This window comes from Lactimicrobium sp. (assembly GCF_036453465.1).
Lineage (GTDB): Bacteria > Bacillota_I > Bacilli_A > Erysipelotrichales > Erysipelotrichaceae > Bulleidia.
In genome coordinates this window covers 1-25,409 of record NZ_JAZHUW010000034.1, presented here as the reverse complement: position 1 = coordinate 25,409, position 25,409 = coordinate 1, and the positions used below count along the sequence as shown (strand labels likewise).

Sequence of the window (25,409 nt, the reverse complement as noted above, 5' to 3'; positions counted from 1 at the left end):
CATGCGCCCTCCTATAATGTTTTGCAGTTGGCAGACCGCAATTTCATTATAGCTACGCTGTCAGAGACTCATCGGTTAACCTCTTTTGAACTCCCGGACTATCCGGGAGTTTTCTATAAACAAAAAATGACAGGCACATAAGCCTGTCATCAAACATCATTATGATATGTTAGCGATCATCCAGAAAATGATCACATTTGCAGATCTCTGTCATTGCACAATGCTTTCAATTGATCCCTTTTGCTATAAATAACATTCATCACAAATACGCTGTGCAGATCATCCCGCACTATGTAATAGACAATATATCCATTCACCGTAAAATGCCGCAGGAGCAATGATTTCCACGGTTCAAATGAAACAATTGAGAATCTTGTCGGCATATATGCTAAGCCAAGAATCGCATTCTCGATTTTTGCAGTAAAAGACGCAGCCGTTCTGTCATCCATGAAATGAGAATAGATGTAATCATAGAGGTCCATCAGGTCCTTTTCGGCATCAGGCGTGATCATGACCCTATACAGATTTTCCATGACCACCTCTTTTCAAATGATCAAAAACTTCCTGGACAGGCTTTCCTTTTCCTGCCATTGCCTGTTGATAACTATGTTCAAGAATCGTGTTCAGCTCTTCCTGACTCATCGAATCTACTGTTTTGGGCTCAGATGGAAGTGTAAGAGAAAATGGAACACCACGCTGTAAAATAATCTGTCTGTACAAAGAATCGATCAGAACAGAAACGGGAATGCCAAGCTGCTTCAGAATATCCTCTGCCTCTATTTTGATATTCGTTTGCAGACGTACGCTTACGGTAGAATCTTTGTTCATTGTCATGATACACCACCTTTCTGTTGTAAAAATACAATATTGTACTGCGATTTACAATACAATATTGCCCTATTCACACCAATCTTTCAAGCCTCACTCCCTGGCTCCAATGCCTGCTTGGCAGACAGCTTTCCCGCAGGCATGATCCAGCCGATCACAATGCCAAGGATCGCCGGAATCAACCAGCAGAGATCAGCGGTGGGCGGAATGGAAAGAAGAAGCTTTGTGATCACAGGAATCGTGATACCGGCAGAAGACAGTGCATAAACCACAGACACAATGCCAGTAAACAGGATTGCCATCGGATACACTTTTGGATGGTTTTCCAGGCGGTCCTTGAACTGTCCCAACAGCACCAGCACCATTGCCACCGGATAAATGGCATTGAGAATCGGCACTGAAATCTTCAGAATCTGATCCAGGCCGACAATGGACATGGCAAAGGAAGAAACCGTAAACAGAATCACCCATTTCTTATAGCTCATCTTTGAGATAGAAGCGAAATACTCTGCACATGAACACAGCAGGCCGACACATGTTGTCAGGCACGCCAGCACATAGATCACACCAAGCAGGATGATGCCTTTACTGCCAAGCAGGCTGCCGACAATATTGGTCAGCACATTGGCACCATTGGTGGCATTCTGAGAAATTGTGCCAGAAAGAACACCCACCTGCATCATGGCCGCATACACCACAAACAGCAGAATACCGGCTATGATGCCTGCCTTCATGGTGCCTGAAACAACTTCCTTTTTATCCTTAATGCCCATATGGATGATATTCAGGGCAATGATGTTGCCAAAGTTCAATGCTGCAATCGTATCCATGGTCTGATAGCCATCCAGAAATCCCTGCAGCACCTGATGCTGTGCATAGGCACCGGCTGGGTCCAAAGAAACATACGGCACCCGGATCATGCAAAGGACTGCCACAAACAGCATCAATCCCAGCAGAACCGGGCCCAGAATCTTGCCAAGCGTATCGGTCAGAGATTCCGGATGCACACACAAGAGATATGAAATGCCAAAGAAGATCAGTGAATAAATGATCCGCAAAGCAATGGACGGCGATTTCACAAATGGAACCACAGCCATTTCAAAAGATACTGCCGCATTTCTCGGGATTGCCAGACACGGTCCGATGGATAAGAAGGCAAGAATCGTAAAGATAATGGCAAACTTCTTTCCGGCTTTGCCTGCCAGATGAGGCAGATCATCAAAACGAGCAATGGCAATCACCGCCAGAACCGGACAGATGATGGCTGTCAGGGTAAAACCAAGCAGGCCGAACCACGCCTTTCCACCAGCTTGAAAACCTAGATATGGTGGGAAAATCAGGTTTCCAGATCCAAAGAACATGGAGAACAGAGTAATACCGACCAGAATAATGCTGCGTTTGTTTAGTGTTTTCTTCATACCGCTTTCCTCTCAAGCAAAAATGCATCGTCTCATATGAGACGATGCATGCATTGACACCGCGGTACCACTCATCTTGTATGTATACACATACCACTTTCCGGCTCCAACAAGCCTTAGGACCTTAACGTGTCCCCACGGACAGAACTACTGTAATTCATCCTGTCAGCTCAGAAGCGACTCCATCCATGCTTTACCGCCTGCTTTCACCAGACACAGGCTCTCTTATCGATAAACTTCCGGATTTTCTTCTTCCTCAGCGCTTTTTCATATGTTAGAGCGGAAACATGATTCTTGTCAAGCGCTTTCACATCTTTTCCGGCGCAGAAACACCAATCAGATCCAAAGCATTCTTCAGCGTAATCATCGACGCATGAATCAGGCCAAGGCGCTGATTTGTCAGTTCCAGATCATCCGGATTATAGACACGGGACGCATTGTAATAGCTGTGGAACACCCGCACAAAGGACAGGATGTAATCCGCAATCCGATTAGGCTTGCGGGTCTTTGCCGCATTGGCAACTTCCTGCGGGAACTCACTGATCATCTTCAGCAGCAGAAGCTCCTTTTCATCCTGCAGACGGTCATAGGAAGCCTCCTGATGGAAGGCAGGCACATCCTCACGTGTCACAATCGAATTCATCCGGCTGTACGCATACTGGGCATAATATACCGGATTATCATTATCCTTCTTACGGGCCAGGTTCATATCAAAGTCCATCTGGGTACTGACATCCTTGGACACAAAGAACCATCTCGCTGCATCCACACCGACATCCTCACACAGCTCACGGATCGTGATCGCATTGCCGGTGCGCTTGCTCATCTTGACCTCAACGCCATTATCCACCATGCGGACCATCTGAATCAGATCCACAATCAGAGAATCCGGATTATAGCCAAGCGCCTTCAAAGCACACTTCATACGGGTCACATAACTGTGATGATCTGCACCCCACAGGTCAATCAGCGTATCATAGCCTCTTTCATACTTATACACATGGTTGGCAATATCCGGTGTCAGATAAGTCAGCAGGCCTGTGCTCTTGCGCAGTACTCTGTCCTTGTCGTCACCAAACTCACTGCTCTTAAACCACAATGCGCCGTCTTTTTCATACGTCAGACCCTTTTCAGTCATCGTATCCAGTACTTTCTGGATGCGGGCCGCATTGTTTTCATAGAAGAAACGCTCATGCATCCAGGAATCAAAATGCACACGGAACAGATCCAGATCCTTACGGATGGCATCCAGCTTCATCTCAATGCCTTCATCCTTGAAGTAATCAAGACGCTTCTCACCATCCTCATGGAGCCACTTATCCCCATCCTTCTCCTTGATCTTCTTTGCCACCTCAACAATATCCTGGGCATGATAGCCCTCTTCCGGCAGCGGATAAGACTGGCCAAACAGCTCATAATAACGAGAGAGAATACTCTCCGCCAGCATATCAATCTGATGACCGGCATCATTGACATAGTACTCACGCAGCACATCATAGCCGCTTGCCTTCATCACCCGGGTCAAAGCATCTCCCCAGGCAGCGCCGCGCGCATGGCCGCAATGCAGATCACCGGTCGGATTGGCAGACACATACTCCACCAGCACCTTCTTACCATTGCCGGCATTGTTCTTTCCCCAGTTATCTCCCTGGGCAAGCACCGTATTGATCACTGAAGACAACGCACTTGCCTTCATACGGAAATTGATAAAGCCAGGCTTGACTGCCTCCACACTTTCCGCACCATCATAATTTGCCTTCAGATTCTCCACCAGCGGCATAGCAATGTCCATCGGTGCCTTATGCAAAGTGCGGGCAAGACGCATCGCCACACTGGTTGAATAGTCACCCATCTTGGGATCACGCGGTGTCTCCACACTCAGAATCTTCTCATCAGGCTCAAGATCATAAACATCTTTGACTGCCCTGGCAACGGCAGCCCTGATCTCAGCTTCAAAATTGCTCATATTACCTCCAACTGCTTTCTACTTATATTTGTGCCTGTATAATATATCATAAGCACAGGCGCAATAATGCTAAAATAAGCCTGAGGAAAGACTTTGGGGAGGTTCCTATGTCAAAAGATAATGAAAAGAAGAAACTCAAGAAACTAGAACGCAATACCAGAAAACCGGCCATCCTGTTTTCCTTTGATGGCGCCGTCATGGACACCGAGCCAGCCATTCTGGCAACCTACCGCCATGTCTTTGCCGTCCATGGCAAAGATATCCTGACACCAGACAACCAGGAAGAAATTCAGCGTGCTCCGATCATGGATGTCATGAAGAAGTATCTGCCAGATGAAGATCCGCGCAAATGTGCCGCTGAATATGACAGCTATGAACAGAATCACCTGATTGATCTCATCCAGCCGATGCATGGGGTACGTGATTTCCTGATCTGGCTGAAGAAAAACAATTACAAAGTTGGTATCGTCTCTGCCAGAGAAAGAAGCTCCGTGGTCGAACTGCTCAGACATACGGACCTTGTTACGATGTTTGATGTCATCATCGGCAGTGCCGGCAATCTCGAAGACAGGACTGACAGCATCCAGACCGCATGCAAGCTCATGGATGCGGATACCTGTATCTTCATCACTGACAGCTCCCACAATGTCAGAGCTGCCTCCAGTGCCGGCTGCTTCACGATCGGTATTGTCTCCACCGGCAGCCGCACCCTCCCTATGAAAGAATCCGGTGCGGACTTCCTGACCAAAGATTTCAAGGAAATCAGAAAACTTCTGGAAGGAGAACCGCTCTGGCTTGCCTACCAGGTCATCCAGCCTGAAGATAAAGACAAGAAGAAAAAGAAGAAAGAAAAAAAGCCTGAAAAGAAAGAAGTAAAAGAAACAGAGAAAAAGGCCAAAGAAGAAAAGACAGCCAGGAAAGTAACAAAGACTAAAAAGGATAAGAAAGAAGAGCAGTCTAAGACAGAAGAAAATGCAGAAATCGTCGAAGAAGAAGACGAGAAATAGCATCACAATCCAGTCAATTAATAGAAAAGACAGATTTGATCAGAATAGTGTGATCGAATCTGCCTTTTTGTTTGAACAATCCTTCTGCAGCAATTGCTTTTAATGAAAGCATCTGCTCTGTTAAAGAAATAAATAGTGAAAGATCAAGATCACTTCACATTTTTTCAAACGATCTGATCTTTACAACGCCAACTGTTTCCTTCTTTTTTACTCAGAAACCATTTGAAGACCATAGTCATTTTCACTCTTTTCAAAAGACATCCACAGATTCTGTTTCTGCTTTTTCACATTCGTTGATATCCAATCAGAAAATTTATCCTTCAACCTGCTTCGTCAATAAACCATAAACATCCGGGCGGCGGTTGGAAAGATACGGCTTTCCTTTGCGGACATCTTCCACTATGGAAAGATCAAGATCCACCTGCATCAGCTGTTCTGTATCATCTGCTTCTTTCAGCACATTGCCGGATGGATCAATGACCATCGAACGGCCTGCAAAATCCTTTCTTCCTTCCTTACCGGTACGATTGCACACCGCCACAAAGAAGCCGTTTTCCATCGCCGCCACCCGCATCTCAGCTGCTGTCATGGCAGGATCTTCTTCTTTGGATATCGCAGCCGGCACCAGCACCAGCCTTGCCCCAAGCAGAGCACAGCAGCGCATACTCTCAGGAAAATGACGGTCTGCTCCAATCACAATACCAATCTTGCCAGCCGGGGTCTCATGCACCACAAAACCAGCACCCGGCTGGAAATAATCTTTGTCATAACTGCCTGCGGTATTCATGACATGCACCATCTTGGCCGTCTCACCTGTCACACCTTCCTTGTCAAACCACAGAGAAGCATCATACATTCTGCCATCCTGTTCCAGATACACATTGGGTGAGATATACATATGATTCTTCTGGGCCTGGTATGCCATACCCTTCAGTCTGGCATCTGACATCCGGCTCAATGCCCTGGATGCATCCAGCCCGGATAACTGCGGAAAGTAAGGTGTTAACTGCAATTGGGGAAAGAACAGCACATCACTTCCTACAGCCTTTTCGATGTATTCCTGCGTCTTCTTATAATTCTCATTCATATTATTGCGCATCGAAATCTGCGCCATTGCCAGCTTCATATACATGTACCTCTTGTGCCTTAATTGTAGCATGAACCCGCATACTTGAACCAAAGCCACATAAAAAGCAGAGACCTTAATCTCTGCCTGAGCCATACCGCATCAATGCATGCGGGATGCCATCATGATCAATATCCTCACACACATCATCCGCACACTGCTTTACAATCCCATCTGCCTGCCCCATGGCAATGCCAGTACCTGCCCACCTCAGCATTTCCATATCATTTTCACCATCACCAAAGGCCATGGTCTCTTCTTTTTTGATATGGTGCAGATCACAATAGGCTTTGATCCCAGCCACCTTGGATACATCCGGCGGCACAATATCCACCGCATCCTGATTCCATCGTGTCACCTTGAAGCCATCTAACTGTACATGCTCTGCCTGCTGTGCATTCATATAGGCCAGCGCCATATACACCGGTGCCCCATTCCATCTGCCCACAGGAGGCAAAGGTGTTGAAATTGCTTTGTGAGCCTGCCTTACCTGATCGTTGATGAAGCTGACATACAGCCGCTTCTCTTCCACAAACATCAGCGGCACCTGCATGGCATCAAACTGCTTCTGTAAAGACGCTGCCCCATGCAGTTCTTTTTTCCGGAAGTAATGATCACCCTTAAAGCACAGCTGTCCATTCAATGTAATCCAGGCATCGAGAGACAGATCAAAGTGCAGATCCTTTAACTCCGAAACATGACGGCCGGTTGCCAGCACACAGGCAATGCCCTGTTTCTGCAGAGCGTCAATTGCTTTGACAGTACTTGCAGGCACTCTGTGCTGGGTATGAGAATACAGAGTCCCATCAAAGTCGAAGAAGACTGCCTTAATTGCCACCGATCCAGGGCTCCAGACGCAGCGGTTCCTTCTGCAGCAGCTCCTTCTGTTTCTCATCCAGATACTGCCAGTCAATCACTGCCTCATACACATACTGACGGAAATATTCCTCAGAGCAGACAAAGTAACCTTTGTCACCAACTTCCCCGCCCCAGGAATTCTCAATCTTCCATCTGTCCGGCTTACCATTTTCATTCAGATGCACACCCACCAGCAGCATCGCATGTGAGCAGTAGCCATTCTTGTAGTCCAGCCAGTCCTTGCGGTCCATGTCAAAATTCACACCGCCAAACAGTCCCTTCCAGTCAAAGCTCTCAGGATCCCAGACACCTTCCTGACGGTCGCCATAGGCACCTGCATCACAGCCAAACCAGACCGGCTTACCTGCTTTGAGCATCCGCACACACATCTCTTCAATCACATCTGATGATACATTCAGGCACTTCACATCACTCTCGGCCATGGAGCCAATATAGTGGAATGTATAATACGTATCCAGCGGCTTGTGGGATGTCGGCTCACAGGTCAGAGTCACAAACTCACCAAGATCCAGATCCACATACTTTGCAAAGAATTCCTTTGGCGTCAGGCCAAAATCATCATGGCAGACACCGCCCTTATCCTGCCAGGAAAAGTCAAACTGCTTCACTGGCTCACCAAAGACGATGCACTCCATGCGGTATACCTCACCAAGCATGTTCTTTCTGGTTTCTTCCACATCTTTGCCATCTTTGATCATACTGCGCAAAGTGCAGGCATCCTTGCGCAGCACTCTGTTCAGCATCTCCATAAACAATTCCGTATGCTCAGACTGATAGGTCTCCGGCATGGCACTCTTCGGCACAATGCCATACTTCTTCACCAGATCCACATCCATGTCCCAATAGCCGCCATCATGGAAACCCTTGAGAACATACTCCATCATCCGATCATCCAGCGGCTTATCCGCATTTTCCACAACCAGATCCAGGAAGTTATTGGCCTTTTCCAGCTTGTCATAGAAGGCCAGATAATTCCCGCTCAGCTGGAAATCCTCCAGACCGCATCTTTCCATGACTCTTTCCCGCATCATGTTCAATGCCGCAAAGGCCCAGCATCTTCCACTCTTTTTCTGGGCCGTGATGCCATGGGTCTTTACCTCATACGTATAGCCGCCCCTCAAACGTGCAGCCTTGTCTGGCATAAACACCAGATCCTTCAGCTCTGTCCTTGCACAGGCCGCATGCATGGTCACACTGTGGCTGTCACTCTCATATGCCTGCCGGAAACCATCCAGCATTTCTTCTGTAATTGCCTTCATCTCTTCCCTCCTGATGCGCCTATTGTATCGCGGTAAAAGAAAAAGCAGAATCAGTTTTCTTCTGACTCCGCCTTGACAAGATCCACAAATGTATGCACCGGTTCTGCCACCGTACGATGATCCGGATCAAAATCACACAGATCTCTGACAACCTCACTGGCAATGATCAGTCCGGCTGTCCCTGGCACAAAGGCAGTGGAACCCGGAATATCCCGGCGGTCCGTGCATTTGCGTTTGGTTCCCGGCGGACAGATGCAGTGATACCGGCAGGAATTTGACGTATCATCCAGAGGCTTGATCGGCTTTTCCGTGGAATAGACAACCTTGAGATGGTCAATATGCCGTTTGCGCAGCTCATGGCGCATCACCTTGGCCAAAGGATCTCCCTTGGTATCAAACACATCGGCCACACACAGTTTCGTCGGATCCACCCGGTTGCCGCAGCCCATTGCCGAAATGATCGGCACATTGCTCCGCTTTGCCTCTTCGATGATATCCAGCTTGGCTGTTACCGTATCAATCGCATCCACGATATAGTCATACTGTGTAAAATCAAACTTCTCACGCTCAGAAGGCAGATAAAAGCACTTGTATGTATTGACCACAATATCCGGACAGATGGCATGAACCCGTTCTGCAGCCGCATCCACTTTATACTGGCCCACTGTTTTCCTTGTCGCCAGAATCTGCCGGTTGATATTGGTCAGACAGATCCGGTCATCATCAATCAGATCCAATGTACCGATGCCGCTGCGGGCCAGTGCCTCCACAACATAGCCGCCAACCCCGCCAACGCCAAACACCGCCACCCGGCTGTGGGCAATCTTTGCAAGTGCACCGGAGCCCATGACCAGCTCGGTCCGTGACAACTGATTCAATGCCATATGCTGTTTCTCCTTTAAAGCTTTGTCATTTTATGGCACACAAACCGACATTGCAATATTTTTGCGCCTTGGCAGATCACAGCAGAATTGGTATCATTCCTATTAGACAGGAATCCATTCATATGTATATCATTAAACCCTTATTAAAGCTTTTACTGGCCCTTGTCATCGCCGCCATTCTGGTAACCGGCTCCCTGCTGGGCTTTCTGACCATCACCGAATACAAACCAGCTGCCCAGGAAGCTGTCAATGTCACCCACAGCAGCTCTTCCACACCGATCACACCAGGCACACCTTTCTCAGTGCTGACATGGAACATCGGCTATGGCGCCCTTGGCAGTGACACCGACTTCTTCATGGATGGCGGCAAACATGTCACACCATCCTCAAAGCAGAAAGTCACAAACAACCTCACAGCAATTTCTGACCAGCTGATCGCAATGCAGCCAACGATTGCTTTTCTGCAGGAAGTCGACCAAGATTCCAAACGGACGTATGATATCGATCAGACAGCATACTTCCAGCAGCGGCTCACCAGTTACCGCACAGCCTATACGCCTAACTTCAAGGTTGGCTATGTGCCCTATCCCTGGCCGCCGATTGGCAGAGTAGACTCCGGACTGATGACATTGACTGCCACATCCGTCAATTCTGCCACCCGGATTGCCCTGCCAAATCCCTTCACCTGGCCAAAGCGCACCGCCAATCTGAAACGATGCCTGCTTGTTACAAGAATCCCCGTATCCGGCAGCGACAAGGAACTGGTAGCCATCAACCTGCATCTGGAAGCCTATGATGATGGATCTGGCAAAGAAGCACAGACAAAGAAACTGTTTGAAATTCTCGAACAGGAAGCCCAGGCTGGCAACTATGTCATTGCCGGCGGTGACTTCAACCAGACTTTCAACAGCATTGATATCTCCGGCTATCCAGTCCTGAAGGACAGATGGCAGCCCGGCACCATTGATGTTTCCACACTGGCTGACAATTACCAGACCCTGATGGACAATTCGGTTCCTTCCTGCCGTTCCCTGGACCAGCCTTTGGATACAGCAGAAAGCAAAGATCCTGCCGATTTCCAGTACTATGTGATCGATGGCTTCCTTGTCTCAAACAACATCACCGTCAATTCCTTTTCCACCCAGGATCTCCAGTTTGAAAACAGTGATCACAATCCCTTACTATTAAATGTCACGCTGCAGTAAGTAGCGTGATTTTTTTCATACATTAAATTTTCATCCCGCTATAATAGGCACAAAGGAGAAAGCATTATGAAAATATTCTTTTATGCCCTGCGGCCCTATGATGAGCTGCCCTATGTCAAACAGTTTGCCGAAGAAACCGGCATTGAATACGGCTGGACAGCCGATTATCCCAACAAAGACAACATGGAACTGTGCAGAGGCAGCGATGTCTTCAGCTGCATCCCCTGTGATATGAGCGCACCTGTCATTGACCAGCTGGCAGATCTTGGCATCAAGTGGATTGCCTGCCGTTCCATCGGATACAACCACGTCGATCTGGAAGAATGCAGAAAGAAAGGCATCCGTGTTTCCAACGTTGCTTACCCGCCGGAATCCGTCGCTGACTATGCCATCATGTGCCTGCTCATGGGACTACGCAAAGTCTCCCATATCCTGAAACGATCAGAAGCACAGGATTACAGCCTCAAAGGCAAGATCGGCAGAGAAATTTCCTTTCTGACTGTCGGAGTCATCGGCACCGGCAGAATCGGCACCACCCTGATCCGCCATCTATCCGGCTTTGGCTGTAAGATTCTGTGCTATGACCCCTATCCCAACAAGACAGCCAGCCAGTATGCCACATACACGGATCTTGATACTCTCCTCAAAGAAGCAGATGCCATCACCCTGCATGCCAATGTCACCCCGGAAAACACCCATCTGTTAAACGAGGAAGCATTTCAAAAGATGAAGGATGGCGTCACGATTGTCAACACATCCCGCGGCCTGCTCATTGATACCGATGCCCTGATCAACGCCATCACAACCGGCAAAGTAGGCTCTGCCGTACTGGATGTACTGGAGAATGAAAACGGCCTGTACTACTACAACCGCACTGGCGATGTAATTGATAACAAGGATATGGCATTGCTGCGTTCTTTCCCGAATGTCACCCTGCTGCCGCACACTGCTTTCTATACCGAAGCTTCCGTGAAAGCCATGGTCGAAGGATGTTTCCAGGGCGCCATTGCCTACCGCGATGGCACAAAGACACCACTGGAAATCCTCTGATACAAAATGATCGTCAAACCGTACATCAAAGAATTTGAAAAACTTAGTTTTGGCATGTTCGTCCACTTCGGTGTCTACAGCCTGATCGGCCAGGGCGAATGGGCAAGAAAACTTGGCACCATGCCACATGAACAATATGACGAGCTTTATCACCAGTTTGATCCAAATCCCAACTGGGCAGACCATATTGCCAAAGTAGCAAAGAACGCCGGCTGCCGCTACATCACCTTAACTACCAGACACCATGATGGTTTCAGCCTGTATGACACCCATGGCCTCAATGACTATGACAGCATGCACGCATGCAGCAGAGATCTGGTCAGAGAATTCGTTGACGCCTGCCATGCCTATAACCTGCTGCCGGTGTTCTACCACACCCTGCTGGATTGGAAGCATCCCGATTACAATACGGACTTTCCAAAGTACCTGGAATACCTGCGCTCATCCGTCAAACTGCTGTGCACCAACTACGGAAAGATCGGCGGCATCTGGTTTGACGGCATGTGGGATAAACCAGATGCCAACTGGGAAGAAGACAAGCTATACCACATGATCCGCACATACCAGCCTGAGGCCATGATCATCAATAACACCGGCTTAAGCAGAAGAGGTGAACTTGGCAACATTGAACTGGATTCCGTCACCTTTGAACGCGGCAAGCCAAAGCCCATCAATCTCAAAGACTCTAACAAATACATAGCCTCTGAGATGTGTGAAGTCTTGTGTGACCACTGGGGCTATGCCAAAGATGATCTGAATTACAAGCCAACCGGCAGAATCATCGAAGAACTCGCAGCGTGTCGAAGATACCGTTCCAACTTCCTGCTCAACCTTGGCCCAAGAGGCGACGGTACTTTAAAGCCCATTGATGAAGCCATGTTTGGCATCATCGGACAATGGACAGCATACTTTGAGGAAGCCCTGCATGATCCATATCCGACAAAGATCGAAATCCAGGATAAGCCCGATGACTTCATCCTGCAGAATGGAACGGATTATTATATCTTCTGCCACCATCTTCCGATGCTGGCAGATCCCAACGTAAATGAACTTACCTCCACTTTGTATGAAGACAAATTCCCATTCACACCAAAGATCACAGGCGTACACTGGCTGGACAGCAATGAACCGCTTCCCTTCACACAGAAAGACGGCATTGCCAGCATCAAAACCAATCCGTTCCACTATGGCCACAACCTGGTGGTACGGGTTGCCAAGATTACAACAGAAAACGAATAGAAAGTAAAACAGAGTGGTATCACACCATTCTGTTTTTGCATAACCAGCCAATCGAATCCTTCTCCATATGCAGAGAATCGGCCTAAAATAAAGGCAGGAGGATAATCACAAATGACACAGTATAATCCTAAAGACGGTTCTCAATACATTCCTTATGAAGCAAGAAGCGGCAATGAATCCATTGTCTATTTCACCCGTGATCTTTCCGCCAAAGGCCTGCAGAAAGCCTATGAACAGGTCAATGGCAATATTACCGGTAAAGTAGGTCTGAAACTGCATACCGGTGAGCCCCACGGCCCTAACATCATTCCCAGAAGCTGGGTAAAGGAACTGCGGGAAGCAGAACCGGAACTCAACAATTCCAATATCGTTGAAACAAACACGTATTATGACGGTGACCGCTATACAACCGAGCAGCACCGCAAGACGCTGGAAATCAATGGCTGGACATTCTGCCCGGTGGATATTATGGATGAAGAAGGAACCGCGGACCTGCCAGTCATCGGCGGCCATCATTTTGACCATATGACTGTTGGCAGCCATATGCTCAACTATGATTCCCTGGTCACCCTGACTCATTTCAAAGGTCATGTCCAGGGCGGCTTTGGCGGCTCCAACAAGAACATCGGCATCGGCTGTGCAGACGGCCGTATTGGCAAGAAGATGATCCACACCTATGAAGGACAGGGACAGTGGTCCATCAAGGAAGAAGACTTCATGGAGCGCATCACAGAGTCTACCAAGGCAACCATTGATCACTTTGGCAGACACGTAACCTATGTCAATGTCATGCGCAACATGTCTGTCTCCTGCGATTGCGAAGGTGTAGCAGCCGAACCGGTTGTCACACCGAATGTCGGTATTCTGGCATCCACCGATATCCTTGCCATTGACCAGGCATGTGTCGATATCGTCTACGCCATGAGAGAAGACCAGCACCATGCCCTGGTAGAACGCATGGAATCCAGACACGGTCTCAGACAGCTGTCCTACATGAAGGAACTTGGCATGGGCAATAACCGCTACATCCTGATTGACCTGGACAATGGCAATGTTCTGATGAGTGTCAAAGATGCTGTACAGAACCTGATCCCGTTTGATCAGGACAATCGTTAATAGCACAAAGAAAGGCAATGATGAAAAGAGCAGTTCTTCCCAAAGAGCTGCTCTTTTCACATACAGAAAGATAAAAAAAGAACCGGTTTCCCGGTCAATAGTGACTCCTGAGGGATTCGAACCCTCGACCCACTGATTAAGAGTCAGTTGCTCTACCAGCTGAGCTAAGGAGTCAGTGCTTTTCAGCGCTCATTTATTATAACGCAGGAGGAATACATTGCAACACTTATTTTTCAAAACCTTAACAGCAGCGTTAAGCACAATATGTCCCCTCTTCTACACGGGATTCAATATGATCATCCAGAATTCCCTGAATATCAGTTATAGAAACATGAAGATCCTCCGCCAGCTGATCAGCAGAAATCCGAAGTGGCATCATGAACTCTTCCCTTAATATCGTTCCAACCGCTGGCCATTCTACTTTTTGACTCATTTGCTTTCTCCACCATTTACTTCACTTTATTCATGCGGCTTTTCTGTGTTTTCGTCAAGTATATGGTCAAAAGTCATCATGATCATACATAGTATCGTAAAAAATACGGATTGACGGATATCTGTATTATGATATTCTGAAGATGCTTTAATAAATAGACTATATCAATTAGTTAAAGCATATGACATTATGGAAAGAAAGAGGACAAAAAATGACAATTTACGAAACATACAAAGGAAAGAAAGTAGATGTAGACTACGAAACCGGCTATCATTTCATCATTGAATATCTCAGTGAGAATGAGCTGGAATGGACTGCCCTTGGCAAACTTGCCAAAGGTGCACCATCCAAAGAGAAAGAGCCCTATGTTTCCTATGATCTCGGTGATGGAAAGTTCATGGTCAACTGGATCGAAGAATCCGGACTGGTTCTTTCTCAGATCGCTGATTTTGCCAATGGAAAGGTTTATGCCTTCATGACATGGCCGGATGATGCCGCCAGAGGACACCGTGGACAGCTGCTGCACAAAGGCACCCTGCGTGTACTGGACTGAGGATACACACATGACAGACAGAATCATGCCGGTAATCTTCTCCGGCCATGGCAGCCCGATGGTTGCCCTGGAACATAACCAGATCACCAGAGAAATGGAAAATGCCGGAGAAACCATTCTCAACAATTATGGAAAGCCAAAGGCAATTCTTGCAATCTCTGCCCACTGGTATACCAATGGCACTTTTATCCAGAGTGCTGAAACACCAAAGCAGGTCTATGACATGTACGGATTCCCACCGGAACTGTATGAAGTCAAATATCCTGTGAAAGGAAACGCAGATCTCACCAATGAAGTACTGACACTGCTTGGCAGAGATGTCTCCATTAACGATACCTGGGGCATCGACCATGGCACCTGGACAGTGCTTGTACACATGTTTCCCAAAGCAGATATCCCGGTCGTACAGCTGTCCGTCAACGGTAATCTGAAACCAGAAGAATGCTTTGCGATCGGTCAAAAGCTTTCTGCATTAAGAAAGCAGGGATATCTGATCTTTGGAAGCGGCAATGTTGTCCACAATCTGATGAGAGTCGAATGGGACAATGAAGGCGGCACACCCATGGCATACCGCTTCAACGATGCCATCCGCAATGCCGTCATCAATCATGACAATGACACTGTCATCCAGTATGACAAGCTGCCCGATGCCGCCTATGCCGTACCGACACCAGACCACTATCTGCCCCTGCTGTACTGCCTTGGTGCAGCCGGACAGGACGATGTCACTGTTTTCAACGATGTCTGCAATCTTGGCTCCATGGCCATGACAGGATTTCTCTTTGAATCACAAAAGCAGTAAAAATCAGGAAAGAAGGAATACGATGGAAGAAGTATATGAATTTCTCAAGAATGCAAAGACATGGTATCTGGCCACTGTCGATGAAGAAGGCAATCCACAGGTACGCCCCTTCGGTGCCCAGAACATCTTTGAAGGAAAACTCTACATCCAGACAGGCTTGAAAAAGAAAGTCGCAAAACAGATGCTCTCCCATCCCCGCATTGCCATTACTGGCATGTACCAGGGAAAATGGATCCGATTGAATGCGGATGCCATCTATGATGCGCGCATCGAAGCACAGCAGTCCATGCTGGATGCCAACCCCGGCTTAAAACACATGTATCAGGCCGGTGATGGCAACACTGCTGTCTTCTATCTCAAGAATGCTGTGGCAGAAATCTGCAGCTTCACAGAAGCGCCAGAAATCATCAGATTCTAAGTATCCCAGACCAGTGAAAACCACTGGCCTTTTTTCAACCCATCAGCAGGTGTACACATAGAAATCACATTGGCAGGCTATGCTTTTCCCTGTAATCAACAGGAGGTTCTTTCCAAATGAAAAAGCATTGGGGTATCAATAGCATAGCCCTGTTAATGACAGGATCACTGCTGCTGGTGGGATGCAGCAGCAGTGCTGCAGCCACAGCATCTGCCGACGCATCCGCCACAGACGTATCATCCACCCTGTCACTGTCATCCCTTTCCTCAGGGCAGATCACCACAACCCTTGCAAAAATTGACAATACAAAGTGGCTGTATAACAGCGATGATAATGTCTATTACCAGCTCGGCATTCAGTATTGTGGAACACCGGCCGATGCCAATGTTGAACAATTAGCCATCTTTGTGCCAGGTGCCTATATGAATGCCACAGATAACGGTGATGGCACCTATACATGCACACTGAACACGTCAAATACCATATCCGGCTATACGGCATCCACGGCACCCATCGTCATGCCCGTCAATACACCAGGCTATTCACAGCAGGATGCATTAACAGAATACACAAGCTCTGTCACAGATTATACAAGTGCCGGTTTCATCTATGTCCATGCCGGCTGCCGGGGCAGAGATGCCGGGGCCCCGGCCGGTGTCACAGACCTCAAAGCAGCAGTCCGCTATCTGCGCTATAACAGCGGCAATATTCCCGGTGATACGGAAAGCATCTTCAGCTTCGGCATGTCCGGCGGCGGTGCCCTGTCAGTTCTTCTAGGCACAACCGGCGACAATGCCCTGTATGGCCCCTATCTCACAGCCATCGGTGCCGTCACCGGTGTCAGTGATGCCATCAAAGGATCACAGGGCTGGTGTCCTATCACATCCCTGGATTCCGCCGATGAAGCATATGAATGGAACATGGGCACGACCAGATCCAATCTCAGTGAGGAAGAACAGACGATCTCCAGCGATCTCACCGAAGCCTTTGCCACCTACATCAACAGCATCGGCCTCACCGACACAAACGGCAATATTCTCACCCTGGAACAGTCCGATGACGGCAATTACCAGGCCGGATCCTACTATGACTACATCAAGTCTGTCATCGAAGAATCTTTGAACAACTTCCTCTCTGATACCACCTTCCCATATACTGCCTCCAGCAGTAATGCACAGGGCGGTGCACCATCCGGCAATGCACCATCTGGATCTGCACCTGGCAATGGCGGCAGTGCACCTGACATGTCATCCAGCGCTACAACAAACAGTGATTCCAGCAGCCCCCAGTCGCAGGAAAGCATTGACAACATTTCCAGAACAGAGAATACCAGCGGCATTGCCCTTTCCGGCACCTATGAAACTGTGCAGGATTACATCGATGCTCTGAATGCCAACGGCACCTGGGTGAATTATGATGCTGAAACAAACACCGCCACCATTACCAGCATTTCTGACTTTGCCAAAGCTGTCAAAACCGCCAGTAAATCGCTTGGCGCCTTTGACCAGTTGGATGACGGCCAGGGTGAAAATACCCTGTTTGGCTATGGCGATGGCAGTGGTGCCCACTTTGACAGCCTGTTAGCAGAAATCCTCGCCAATGAAGGCAGCAGCTATGCCAGTGATTATGCCAATGACATGACAAGAACTGACAGTGCAGGCAATACGGTCTCCACAAGAGTCAACATGTACAGCCCGCTCTACTATCTGCTGCCATCCAGTGCCGGATACAACACTTCCAAAGTGGCATCCTGCTTCCGGATCAACACCGGTATCTTCCAGAGTGATACCGCGCTCACCACCGAAGCCAACCTTGTCCTGGCACTGCAGAACTATGGCGCAGACACCGATTATTCATTTGTCTGGGGACTTGACCACACCATGGCAGAGCGTTCCGGAGAGAGCACCGCCAACTTCATTGCCTGGGTCAATGAATGCATGGGCACACAGGCATAACGCACGATGAAAGAACCTGTCAGACAGCAGACAGGTTTTTTTATCACTCTTCTGTTCATTTCCAGTCAAATTGTACAAAACAAGCACATTTTGTTGTAAGCTGTACATTGCATGAAACAATCAAAACAAAGGCACATCCAACAGCACCCTTATGCCGAACAAATTGTCCAGATCCTTCTATTGCTGTTTCTGATCGGTGAACTCATTCTGTTTCTTACCATCTTTCATCAGATCAACGGCGCCTCCAAGGTCATTAACTATGCCGGCATTGTCCGCGGCTGTTCCCAGCGCGTCGTCAAGCGGGAAATGGCTGGTGAAAACAGCGATGATCTGATCCGGTATCTGGATGAAATCCTCGACGGCCTGGAAAACGGCGGATCCCAGTACCACCTGATCCAGCTGAAAGACAAAGATTTCCAGAACAAGCTGCAGGAACAGACCGTACAGTGGAACGACATCAAAGCAGAAATCGAAACGCTTCGTACAACCGATACAGAAGAAATACGTGCCTCCCTGCTGCAGCAGAGTGAGGACTACTACACACTCTGTGATACATCAGTGACACTGGCCCAGAATTATTCACAGTCACTTGTCAAAACGCTGAATTATCACGAGATCTTCATTGTCATGGATCTTGCCATTCTCAGCATCATTACCCTGCACCGCTACTGGCTTGCGGCCATGACATCAAGGCGCAATTCCGTCATGGAAAAACAGATGTATGATGATTCTTTGACTGGTGCTAAAAACCGCAAATATTATGAGGCACGAATCAAAAACAGCCATGTGATTCATGATTCCAGCATTGTCTATATTGATCTTGACCACCTGAAATACATCAATGACAACTTCGGCCACGATGCCGGTGATGCATATCTGAAAAAAGCCGTCAATCATCTGAAGAATGCCTTCCGTACATCCGACATCATCATCCGCATGGGCGGCGATGAATTCCTTGTCATCCTGCTGGGATGCCATGAAAAAGCAGCTGAAATCATCATGGACAAAGCCCTGAGCAGTTTCCGCCAGACCAACGATACCAAATACCCCTGCAGCTTCAGCTATGGCATCAGCTATATCGGCGATGGCAGTACAAAAACCATTGCCCAGGCCATTGCGGAAGCAGATGAAAAAATGTATGCCTACAAGAAAGACCATCAGATCATCCGCGGAGAATGACCTGATGGCTTTTTGCTATTTCATAAACTCAGACAGACTGTGATACACCGTACCATTGATGCCAGTACAAGACTTTGCACAAAGAAGCGCACTGAGCACGGCTTCCTCACACATCTCACTGACCGCTTCAAACACAGGATCCAGCATCTGATCCGGATAGACAGAGAAAGACTGCAGCTTATCAACAGGCTTTACTCTGCCTGCCGTGGTAAAGCCAATCACCACCTCACCAGAGCCATTGCCTGTATAGCCTCCCAGTCTTGCAAGACCATTGGGACCCCGGCGCAATACCCGCTTCAGCTGACGGGATGACAGCGGACAGTCACATGCCAGTATCATCATGATCGATCCCTTATCATCCTTAGTTTCGGCAATCCTTTCCGCAATCTCTGCACCGACATTACTGCCATGCACGCGCAGACATCTTGTTCTGCCAAAATTTGCCTGCACAAGCAGTCCAAACGTATACGTCTGTTTTTTCAGTGTCACCAGCCAGGAAGCAGAACCAATACCGCCCTTGAGACCAAAGCATACCGTGCCGCTCCCTGCTCCCACTGCACCAAGCTCAAATGTTTCAGAGGCAGAAGAGAATGCCGCTTCCAGCTGCTTCTCGCCAAGTATACGGTCCTGTATCACATTGCACAAAGAATCATTGCACTCACCAACCACCGGATTGATCGATGACACCGTCACACCACGCTTTTTCTCCAGAGCAATCATGTGCTCCACAAGCCCATCTGCCATCTTTCCCACATCCAATGTATTGGTCAAAACAATCGGTGTCTCCAGTGTCCCAAGCTCATCAATCTGCACAAGCCCCATACTTTTGCCAAAGCCATTCTGCACATGGCAGGCAGCGATATATTTGCTTTCAAACACAGATGGAAACACATCCTCACGCTGAGGCAGAATGACCGTAATCCCGGTATGATGGTTCTCTTCAGCACAGGTATAGTGTCCCACCAGTACACCCGGTACATCCGTGATCAGATTTCTTTTGCCAGATGGGTAAAAGCTGTCTGTCAGATCTCTTGCTTTCATCGCTGCTCACCAAACGCAGTGCTGCGCACAACAAGATCCTGAAACAGCTTATTCATCACCGGATTGCTTTCCAGCAGTCCCTCCGGATGCCACTGCACTGCCACAATCTTACCATCATGATCTTCCAGCCCTTCAATAACACCATCACGGGCACGTGCATTCACAAACAGTCCCGGAGCCGCTTCCTTGACGGCCTGATGATGCATCGAATTGGTCATCACCACACTCTGTCCAAACAGATGTTCCAGATAACTGCCTGGGGTAATCTCCACATGATGTGTAAGATAGCTGCGCTTTCCAGACTGCAGGTGCATGAAATGTTTCTTTGACATCTCATCCAGGTCCTGCCACAACGTACCGCCCATCATCACATTGATAAACTGAATGCCCCGGCAGATGCCAAGCATCGGCAGACCAACACTTCTGGCATAGTCAAATGCCTGTTTCCATGAGGCATCAATCTCCGGCCGGTATTCACCACACTCCGGCAGCGGCTCTTGGCCATACAGATGGGGATCCACATCCTCACCGCCCGGAAACAGAATGCCATCCAGATGGCTCATCACAGAACCCGCATCTTCCTGAAGCACCTCATGCGGCAGTACAACCGGCACACCGCCATTCACCAGTACGGCATGAATATAGTCCGCATTGCAGTACTCCTTCTCAGCACTGATAAACCTGCCAGGCTCACTCATAAACGAATCACCGGCAATACCAATCAACGGTTTCATAGTGCCTCCTTCTTTGTAAAAAGATAAAAGCCAGGATCACGATTGGCCGTATCATCCAGCAGCACCTGACCCAGAGAACGGCACACATTGCCATCCTTCTTCACCAGACCCTCTCTGCCTTTTTCCTCATACTTATGCGGATAATAGCTTGGATCCAGAATCAGAAACTCCCGTGTTTTCTGATCATAGTCAAACACATAGATATAATGGCCGCCATGGGAATACGTACCAACATGTCCCTGCCTGTCACCGCCCACATTGGCAATGCACAAGCCGCCATTCTCCAGGCAGGAAGTCACATCAGACAGGGAATTGCTGTAAGACATAGCCAGTCCATACTCTGTACACAAAGCCTCACCAAAGCGCTTCATGTCCGTCCCTGGAGAAAGATTTGCCTGACAGGAATAGGACAGCTGCAAAAGATCCTTCAGCGGCACTTTGATGCCAAAGAAATCATACAGCATCATGCCTGCACTGCACAGACCACAGCCTGCCTCCTTGATCGACCCATGTTCATAAAAAGCCGGATCACTTTTTGCCTGTACATCGGTCAGGTACTCCACATCCGGATACTCATTCTGATTCAGATAATACGTTCCTTTTTCCATAATCACCCTCTTGAATTGCGGCCATTATAGCACCACAGCACTTTTTCTACTGCTTTATACAATGAAAGCATCCTTGCATCAAACACATACAATTTCGTCTGCCTGATGGTTTTCACCCTGTTTCCATTCAGCCATCACTTTCCCCGGAGTATAATAGGTGCCGGAGGACTATCATGCACGCAATCAACGAAACTGTAACAAACCTGCATAATGGCGTCCGTGTACCGACGCTTGGCTATCGTGTCATTCCCGGTCATGCCAACACCGTCAACAATGTTCTGACTGCTCTTTCTGCCGGTATCCGGCACTTTGATATATCCAGCCATCCTGATGTGGAAAAAGCCTTTGCCAAAGCTGCTGCAAAGACCAACATTCCCCGGGAAGAGCTGTTTCTCACGGTGCGCATTGCCAATGCAGACCATGGCTATGAGCGCGCTATTCATGCGTTCCGCAACTCTTTGACCAGACTGCAGACAGACTATGCCGACCTGTTGATGATTGACTGGCCGAACCCGAAAATGTACCGGGAGAACTATGAGCAGATGGCCATTGAAACATGGAAGGCACTGGAAACAGCCTACAAGAGCGGTGCTGCCAGAGCCATCGGTGTTGCCAACTATGAAGCCAGACATATTGAATTCTGCCTCGAGCACGCTGAAATTGCCCCGATGGTGAATGAAGCACGCATCTATCCGGGCTTTCCATTTACCGACAACCTGTACTGTGCCAATGAGCACCGTATCCAGACCGAAGGCTTCCTGCCTGAGAACTACCAGGCTGTCCTGAGCTCCAGAGAACTTGCCATATTTGCAGAGAAATACAAGGTTACGCCGCTGCAGATCTTTGTACGCTATCTGTTTGAAAAGGGATGCATTGCCCTGCTCTATGGCGAAGATCAAAAAGAGCTGGAAAGCTGCTTCAATGCCTACAACTTCCAGCTCAATCCAGATGATGTCAAATACATGGATGTCATGAAAAACTACGGACCGGAAAACATCAATCCGGATGAAGCAGACTTCTAAGGAATGCAGAGCGCATTCCTTTTTTACTGCAGTTGCGATAACGCCTGAGACTCTTTGATCTTTCTGTCTGTGACTTTCAGGCAGTAAATGCTTAATGGAATCAGAAACAGCGATGCCGTTGTCCAGGCTGTCTGATCTGCCCAGGTGATGGCATCATAGCCAAACTTTGAAACAAAGCCAAGTGTAACAACACTGCGGGCAGTCATTTCGACAAGACCAGAGAACATGGCAAGAGAGGAGAAGCCAAGACCCTGAACGGCCATTCTGGAAGTAATCAGAATACCAAGCATCGGATAGAAATAGCCCATCCGCCGCAGATACTTGGCGCTGGCATCCAGCACAGCCGCTTCCTTTGCGGACACAAACAGCATACTCATCGTGCGGCCGAAGAACACCAGGATCACGCAGGCAAACAGTCCATATATAACCGCTGTCAGCAGACCGTCCCGGAACCCTTCATGAATACGGTCAAGCTGATGAGCACCATTGTTCTGCGATACAAAAGTGCTGACTGCAGAGCCCAAGGCATCAAACGGGCACATCATCAGCTGCTTGATACGCAGGCCTGCCGTAAAACCAGACACATACACTGTGCCAAGGGAATTATTGCCAGACTGCATGACCATAGAGCCAATTGCCGTAATGGAAAACTGCAGTCCCATCGGCAGGCCCATTCCCAGCAGCATCTTTGTATGCGAACCATCCAGAACCATATCGGATTTATCAAGGTGCAGCAGGACAAACCGCCTGGCGATCAGGATCAGACAGAGAACACCGCTGACTGCCTGCGATGCAATTGTGGCAATCGCTGCACCTGCGCATCCCCAGTGCAGCACCAGAATGCAGAAGAAATCCAGACCGATGTTCAATACCGCAGAAAAAGCCAGAAAATAAAACGGTGTCTTTGAATCACCAATAGCACGCAGAATAGCACTGAGATAGTTATACAGCAGTGTAAAAGGAATACCGCCAAAGATGATGACAAGATACCAGTAGGCATTGTCATAGATTTCATCATTGACCTGCAGAAGATGCAGAATCTTCGGGCATAACAGCACGGCCGCCACCGTGATCATCACACCCATAATCGCGGTCCAGACAGCACCGCCAAACTCATATCGGCGCATATCTTTCTCATCGCCAGCGCCAAACCGTGTTGCCAGCGGAATCGCAAAGCCCTGACAGATGCCAATGCAGAAACCAAGGACAAGGAACTGAACACTGGACGTAGCACCAACCGATGCCAGTGCCTTGGAGCCAAGCGTCTGGCCGACAATCGCTGCATCCATCATGTTGTAAAACTGCTGAAACAGATTTCCCAGCAGCAGCGGAATACTGAAACTCAGAATCAATTTCAAGGCATTTCCACTGGTCATACTCTTTTTCATATCCCATTCCCCCTTCTTGTATCGAGCGTTGTCGAAAACTCTTAGGAGTACAGGCAACGCTCTTTTCTCTGTGCTCCTCATTTCATAATCCCCCCACTTTTTCGCTGTCAACTCTTGACAAAATTTTCAGCGTGCCATGCTCGCTTCGCTCGCTTTTCTTGAAAAGGTGGGAGGTGAGTGAAATGCTCAAACATATCTCTTCGTCCCTGGAATATCGTGCTTTCCTTAGGGATGAAAAAGATCATCTTGGTTATGCTCAGCTTAAACGACTGGATACTTCTAAGTTCCATTCTGCTTTGCATAAGCTTCGGAAGCTGGACGTCGATCTTGCCGTAGATGTTCTGTTTCCTCTCTACTCTGTTACCGGCCGTCCGGCTCATGACCCCGCTGTGCTCATCCGGTCCTTCATTCTCATGCAGCACCTCGGGTATTTGTCCATTCATAACTGGTGTGCAGATCTGTCTTCTGATTCTCTGCTTCAATGGCTGATTGGCTCTTTCTCTCCGCCTGGTCCTGCTTCTCATTACGACTTTATCAATCGTTTAACGCACTCAGATCCACATCTCTCTGATCTGCTGCAGCAGGGTTACTATACGAAGCCTTCTCAAAAGAAACCCAAGAACCATGACAAGCTGATTAACTATTCACATTCCGAAACCTTATATCTCGCTGACAAATATAAAAACGGCGCCGAATGGGATCGGGATCGGATGATCTACACACTTCAGTCTCTCTTCAATGCACTGGCTGTGATTCCTTCGTCCGACATGGGATTCATTGAGTCGAATAATCTCATCTTGTCCGGAGATGGTTCTTCGCTTCACATCCACGCCTCTCCATTTGGCCACAAAGTCAAATTGGATAAGGATGGAAATCCTCTCGTCCGCTATTCTGCACCTGACGCTGACATCGGATGGGACAGTGATCTTGAGTCCTACTATCTCGGCTACACTCTTTACAACATCTCGTACCACAATCCCCATAGATCAGTAGACTTGCCTATCTATATCGATCTTGAGAAAGCCTCACGGCACGATGCTTTGACCACCATATCTGCCTCAGCACGTCTGTTTGACATGAATCCCGATATCCACCCGCGATACATGTGCTTTGACGCAGCTTCTGACAGTCTTGCCATCTTTCAGTTCTTCCGTCACAAGAATATTATTCCCATCATCGACCGCAATCAACGGTCTGCTGGGGACAATCCCTTTGATAAGTTCAAGCTGAATGAGAATGGCGTGCCTGTTTGTCCGAATGGAACACCGATGTATGACTATGGCTACGACATTCAGAGAA

General features: G+C 48.3%; 25 protein-coding genes, 1 tRNA gene and 1 other annotated feature. Of the genes, 12 read left to right on the top strand and 14 right to left on the bottom strand.

The window, feature by feature from the left end; all coding sequences use genetic code 11:
• Window positions 1-191: 191 nt before the first annotated feature.
• From SOI44_RS08460 to argS, 4 genes are all read right to left on the bottom strand, one after another.
• Window positions 192-533 (bottom strand): type II toxin-antitoxin system RelE/ParE family toxin, encoded by a 342-nt coding sequence (locus SOI44_RS08460; RefSeq protein WP_331348778.1) that lies wholly within the window; start codon window positions 531-533, stop codon window positions 192-194.
• Window positions 517-834 carry a type II toxin-antitoxin system RelB/DinJ family antitoxin gene (locus SOI44_RS08455; protein ID WP_331348777.1) on the bottom strand — a complete coding sequence of 106 codons (318 nt, stop codon included), beginning with the start codon at window positions 832-834 and terminating at the stop codon, window positions 517-519. Before SOI44_RS08455 ends, SOI44_RS08460 begins: the two co-directional genes overlap by 17 nt.
• Before the next feature lie 80 nt (window positions 835-914).
• Window positions 915-2,246, bottom strand: coding sequence for a branched-chain amino acid transport system II carrier protein (gene brnQ, locus SOI44_RS08450; RefSeq protein ID WP_331348776.1), 1,332 nt, complete (start codon window positions 2,244-2,246; stop codon window positions 915-917).
• Between the two features lie 34 nt (window positions 2,247-2,280).
• Window positions 2,281-2,515 (bottom strand) — a binding site (T-box leader).
• Between the two features lie 38 nt (window positions 2,516-2,553).
• Window positions 2,554-4,212 carry an arginine--tRNA ligase gene (gene argS, locus SOI44_RS08445; RefSeq protein WP_331348775.1) on the bottom strand — a complete coding sequence of 553 codons (1,659 nt, stop codon included), beginning with the start codon at window positions 4,210-4,212 and terminating at the stop codon, window positions 2,554-2,556.
• Window positions 4,213-4,319: 107 nt separating this feature from the next.
• On the opposite strand from argS, the gene SOI44_RS08440 reads away from it, so the two are divergent.
• The gene (locus SOI44_RS08440) at window positions 4,320-5,219 is read left to right on the top strand and encodes an HAD family hydrolase (protein WP_331348774.1); all 900 of its coding nucleotides are present in this window, start codon (window positions 4,320-4,322) and stop codon (window positions 5,217-5,219) included.
• A gap of 313 nt (window positions 5,220-5,532) precedes the next feature.
• Here the strand turns inward: SOI44_RS08440 and SOI44_RS08435 are convergent, their stop codons facing one another.
• The 4 genes from SOI44_RS08435 to SOI44_RS08420 all read right to left on the bottom strand — a co-directional run bounded on the left by SOI44_RS08435 (window position 5,533) and on the right by SOI44_RS08420 (window position 9,367).
• Window positions 5,533-6,345: a carbon-nitrogen hydrolase family protein gene (locus tag SOI44_RS08435; RefSeq protein ID WP_331348773.1), complete on the bottom strand. Its 813-nt coding sequence runs from the start codon at window positions 6,343-6,345 to the stop codon at window positions 5,533-5,535.
• A gap of 76 nt (window positions 6,346-6,421) precedes the next feature.
• Window positions 6,422-7,183, bottom strand: coding sequence for a Cof-type HAD-IIB family hydrolase (locus SOI44_RS08430; RefSeq protein WP_331348772.1), 762 nt, complete (start codon window positions 7,181-7,183; stop codon window positions 6,422-6,424).
• On the bottom strand, window positions 7,173-8,483 hold the full coding sequence (locus tag SOI44_RS08425) for an aminopeptidase C (RefSeq protein WP_331348771.1): 1,311 nt from the start codon (window positions 8,481-8,483) through the stop codon (window positions 7,173-7,175). Before SOI44_RS08425 ends, SOI44_RS08430 begins: the two co-directional genes overlap by 11 nt.
• 50 nt (window positions 8,484-8,533) lie before the next feature.
• Complete coding sequence (locus SOI44_RS08420; RefSeq protein WP_331348770.1) at window positions 8,534-9,367, bottom strand: tRNA threonylcarbamoyladenosine dehydratase; 834 nt, start codon at window positions 9,365-9,367, stop codon at window positions 8,534-8,536.
• Window positions 9,368-9,489: 122 nt separating this feature from the next.
• Here SOI44_RS08420 and SOI44_RS08415 point away from each other — a divergent pair, with 122 nt between their 5' ends.
• From SOI44_RS08415 to SOI44_RS08400, 4 genes are all read left to right on the top strand, one after another.
• Window positions 9,490-10,572 carry an endonuclease/exonuclease/phosphatase family protein gene (locus SOI44_RS08415; protein ID WP_331348769.1) on the top strand — a complete coding sequence of 361 codons (1,083 nt, stop codon included), beginning with the start codon at window positions 9,490-9,492 and terminating at the stop codon, window positions 10,570-10,572.
• A gap of 66 nt (window positions 10,573-10,638) precedes the next feature.
• Window positions 10,639-11,622 carry a D-isomer specific 2-hydroxyacid dehydrogenase family protein gene (locus SOI44_RS08410; RefSeq protein WP_331348768.1) on the top strand — a complete coding sequence of 328 codons (984 nt, stop codon included), beginning with the start codon at window positions 10,639-10,641 and terminating at the stop codon, window positions 11,620-11,622.
• Window positions 11,623-11,628: 6 nt separating this feature from the next.
• Window positions 11,629-12,861 (top strand): alpha-L-fucosidase, encoded by a 1,233-nt coding sequence (locus SOI44_RS08405; protein WP_331348767.1) that lies wholly within the window; start codon window positions 11,629-11,631, stop codon window positions 12,859-12,861.
• Between the two features lie 111 nt (window positions 12,862-12,972).
• A complete protein-coding gene (locus SOI44_RS08400; protein WP_331348766.1) occupies window positions 12,973-13,977 on the top strand; it encodes a DUF362 domain-containing protein in 1,005 nt (334 codons plus the stop codon).
• A 101-nt stretch (window positions 13,978-14,078) separates the two neighbouring features.
• On the opposite strand, the gene SOI44_RS08395 is transcribed toward SOI44_RS08400, so the two are convergent.
• Both SOI44_RS08395 and SOI44_RS08390 read right to left on the bottom strand, forming a co-directional pair.
• A tRNA-Lys gene (locus tag SOI44_RS08395) sits at window positions 14,079-14,151 on the bottom strand.
• A gap of 79 nt (window positions 14,152-14,230) precedes the next feature.
• The gene (locus SOI44_RS08390) at window positions 14,231-14,410 is read right to left on the bottom strand and encodes a hypothetical protein (RefSeq protein WP_331348765.1); all 180 of its coding nucleotides are present in this window, start codon (window positions 14,408-14,410) and stop codon (window positions 14,231-14,233) included.
• A 211-nt stretch (window positions 14,411-14,621) separates the two neighbouring features.
• On the opposite strand from SOI44_RS08390, the gene SOI44_RS08385 reads away from it, so the two are divergent.
• The 5 genes from SOI44_RS08385 (at window position 14,622) to SOI44_RS08365 (ending at window position 19,317) form a co-directional block, all read left to right on the top strand.
• On the top strand, window positions 14,622-14,963 hold the full coding sequence (locus SOI44_RS08385; protein WP_331348764.1) for a MoaF-related domain-containing protein: 342 nt from the start codon (window positions 14,622-14,624) through the stop codon (window positions 14,961-14,963).
• A gap of 10 nt (window positions 14,964-14,973) precedes the next feature.
• The gene (gene ygiD, locus SOI44_RS08380) at window positions 14,974-15,765 is read left to right on the top strand and encodes a 4,5-DOPA dioxygenase extradiol (RefSeq protein WP_331348763.1); all 792 of its coding nucleotides are present in this window, start codon (window positions 14,974-14,976) and stop codon (window positions 15,763-15,765) included.
• 22 nt (window positions 15,766-15,787) lie between these two features.
• A complete protein-coding gene (locus tag SOI44_RS08375; RefSeq protein ID WP_331348762.1) occupies window positions 15,788-16,183 on the top strand; it encodes a pyridoxamine 5'-phosphate oxidase family protein in 396 nt (131 codons plus the stop codon).
• A 116-nt stretch (window positions 16,184-16,299) separates the two neighbouring features.
• A complete protein-coding gene (locus SOI44_RS08370; RefSeq protein WP_331348761.1) occupies window positions 16,300-18,138 on the top strand; it encodes a subtype A tannase in 1,839 nt (612 codons plus the stop codon).
• Between the two features lie 111 nt (window positions 18,139-18,249).
• Entirely contained in the window at window positions 18,250-19,317 is a 1,068-nt protein-coding gene (locus SOI44_RS08365; RefSeq protein ID WP_331348760.1) for a diguanylate cyclase domain-containing protein, read from the top strand.
• A 15-nt stretch (window positions 19,318-19,332) separates the two neighbouring features.
• Here SOI44_RS08365 and SOI44_RS08360 read toward each other — a convergent pair whose 3' ends face one another.
• From SOI44_RS08360 to SOI44_RS08350, 3 genes are read right to left on the bottom strand one after another with little or no spacing between them, the layout of a single operon-like run.
• Entirely contained in the window at window positions 19,333-20,358 is a 1,026-nt protein-coding gene (locus tag SOI44_RS08360) for a P1 family peptidase (RefSeq protein WP_331348759.1), read from the bottom strand.
• Window positions 20,355-21,092, bottom strand: a complete 738-nt coding sequence (locus SOI44_RS08355) for a gamma-glutamyl-gamma-aminobutyrate hydrolase family protein (RefSeq protein ID WP_331348758.1) — start codon at window positions 21,090-21,092, stop codon at window positions 20,355-20,357. The genes SOI44_RS08360 and SOI44_RS08355 overlap by 4 nt, the downstream gene beginning before the upstream one ends.
• Window positions 21,089-21,700 (bottom strand): C39 family peptidase, encoded by a 612-nt coding sequence (locus SOI44_RS08350; RefSeq protein WP_331348757.1) that lies wholly within the window; start codon window positions 21,698-21,700, stop codon window positions 21,089-21,091. Before SOI44_RS08350 ends, SOI44_RS08355 begins: the two co-directional genes overlap by 4 nt.
• A 173-nt stretch (window positions 21,701-21,873) precedes the next feature.
• On the opposite strand from SOI44_RS08350, the gene SOI44_RS08345 reads away from it, so the two are divergent.
• Window positions 21,874-22,722 (top strand): aldo/keto reductase family protein, encoded by an 849-nt coding sequence (locus tag SOI44_RS08345; RefSeq protein WP_331348756.1) that lies wholly within the window; start codon window positions 21,874-21,876, stop codon window positions 22,720-22,722.
• A gap of 23 nt (window positions 22,723-22,745) precedes the next feature.
• Here the strand turns inward: SOI44_RS08345 and SOI44_RS08340 are convergent, their stop codons facing one another.
• Complete coding sequence (locus tag SOI44_RS08340; protein ID WP_331348755.1) at window positions 22,746-24,110, bottom strand: MATE family efflux transporter; 1,365 nt, start codon at window positions 24,108-24,110, stop codon at window positions 22,746-22,748.
• A 182-nt stretch (window positions 24,111-24,292) separates the two neighbouring features.
• Between SOI44_RS08340 and SOI44_RS08335 the strand changes: the two genes are divergently transcribed.
• On the top strand, window positions 24,293-25,409 hold a 1,117-nt coding region (locus tag SOI44_RS08335), incomplete at its 3' end, for a transposase (protein WP_331348754.1).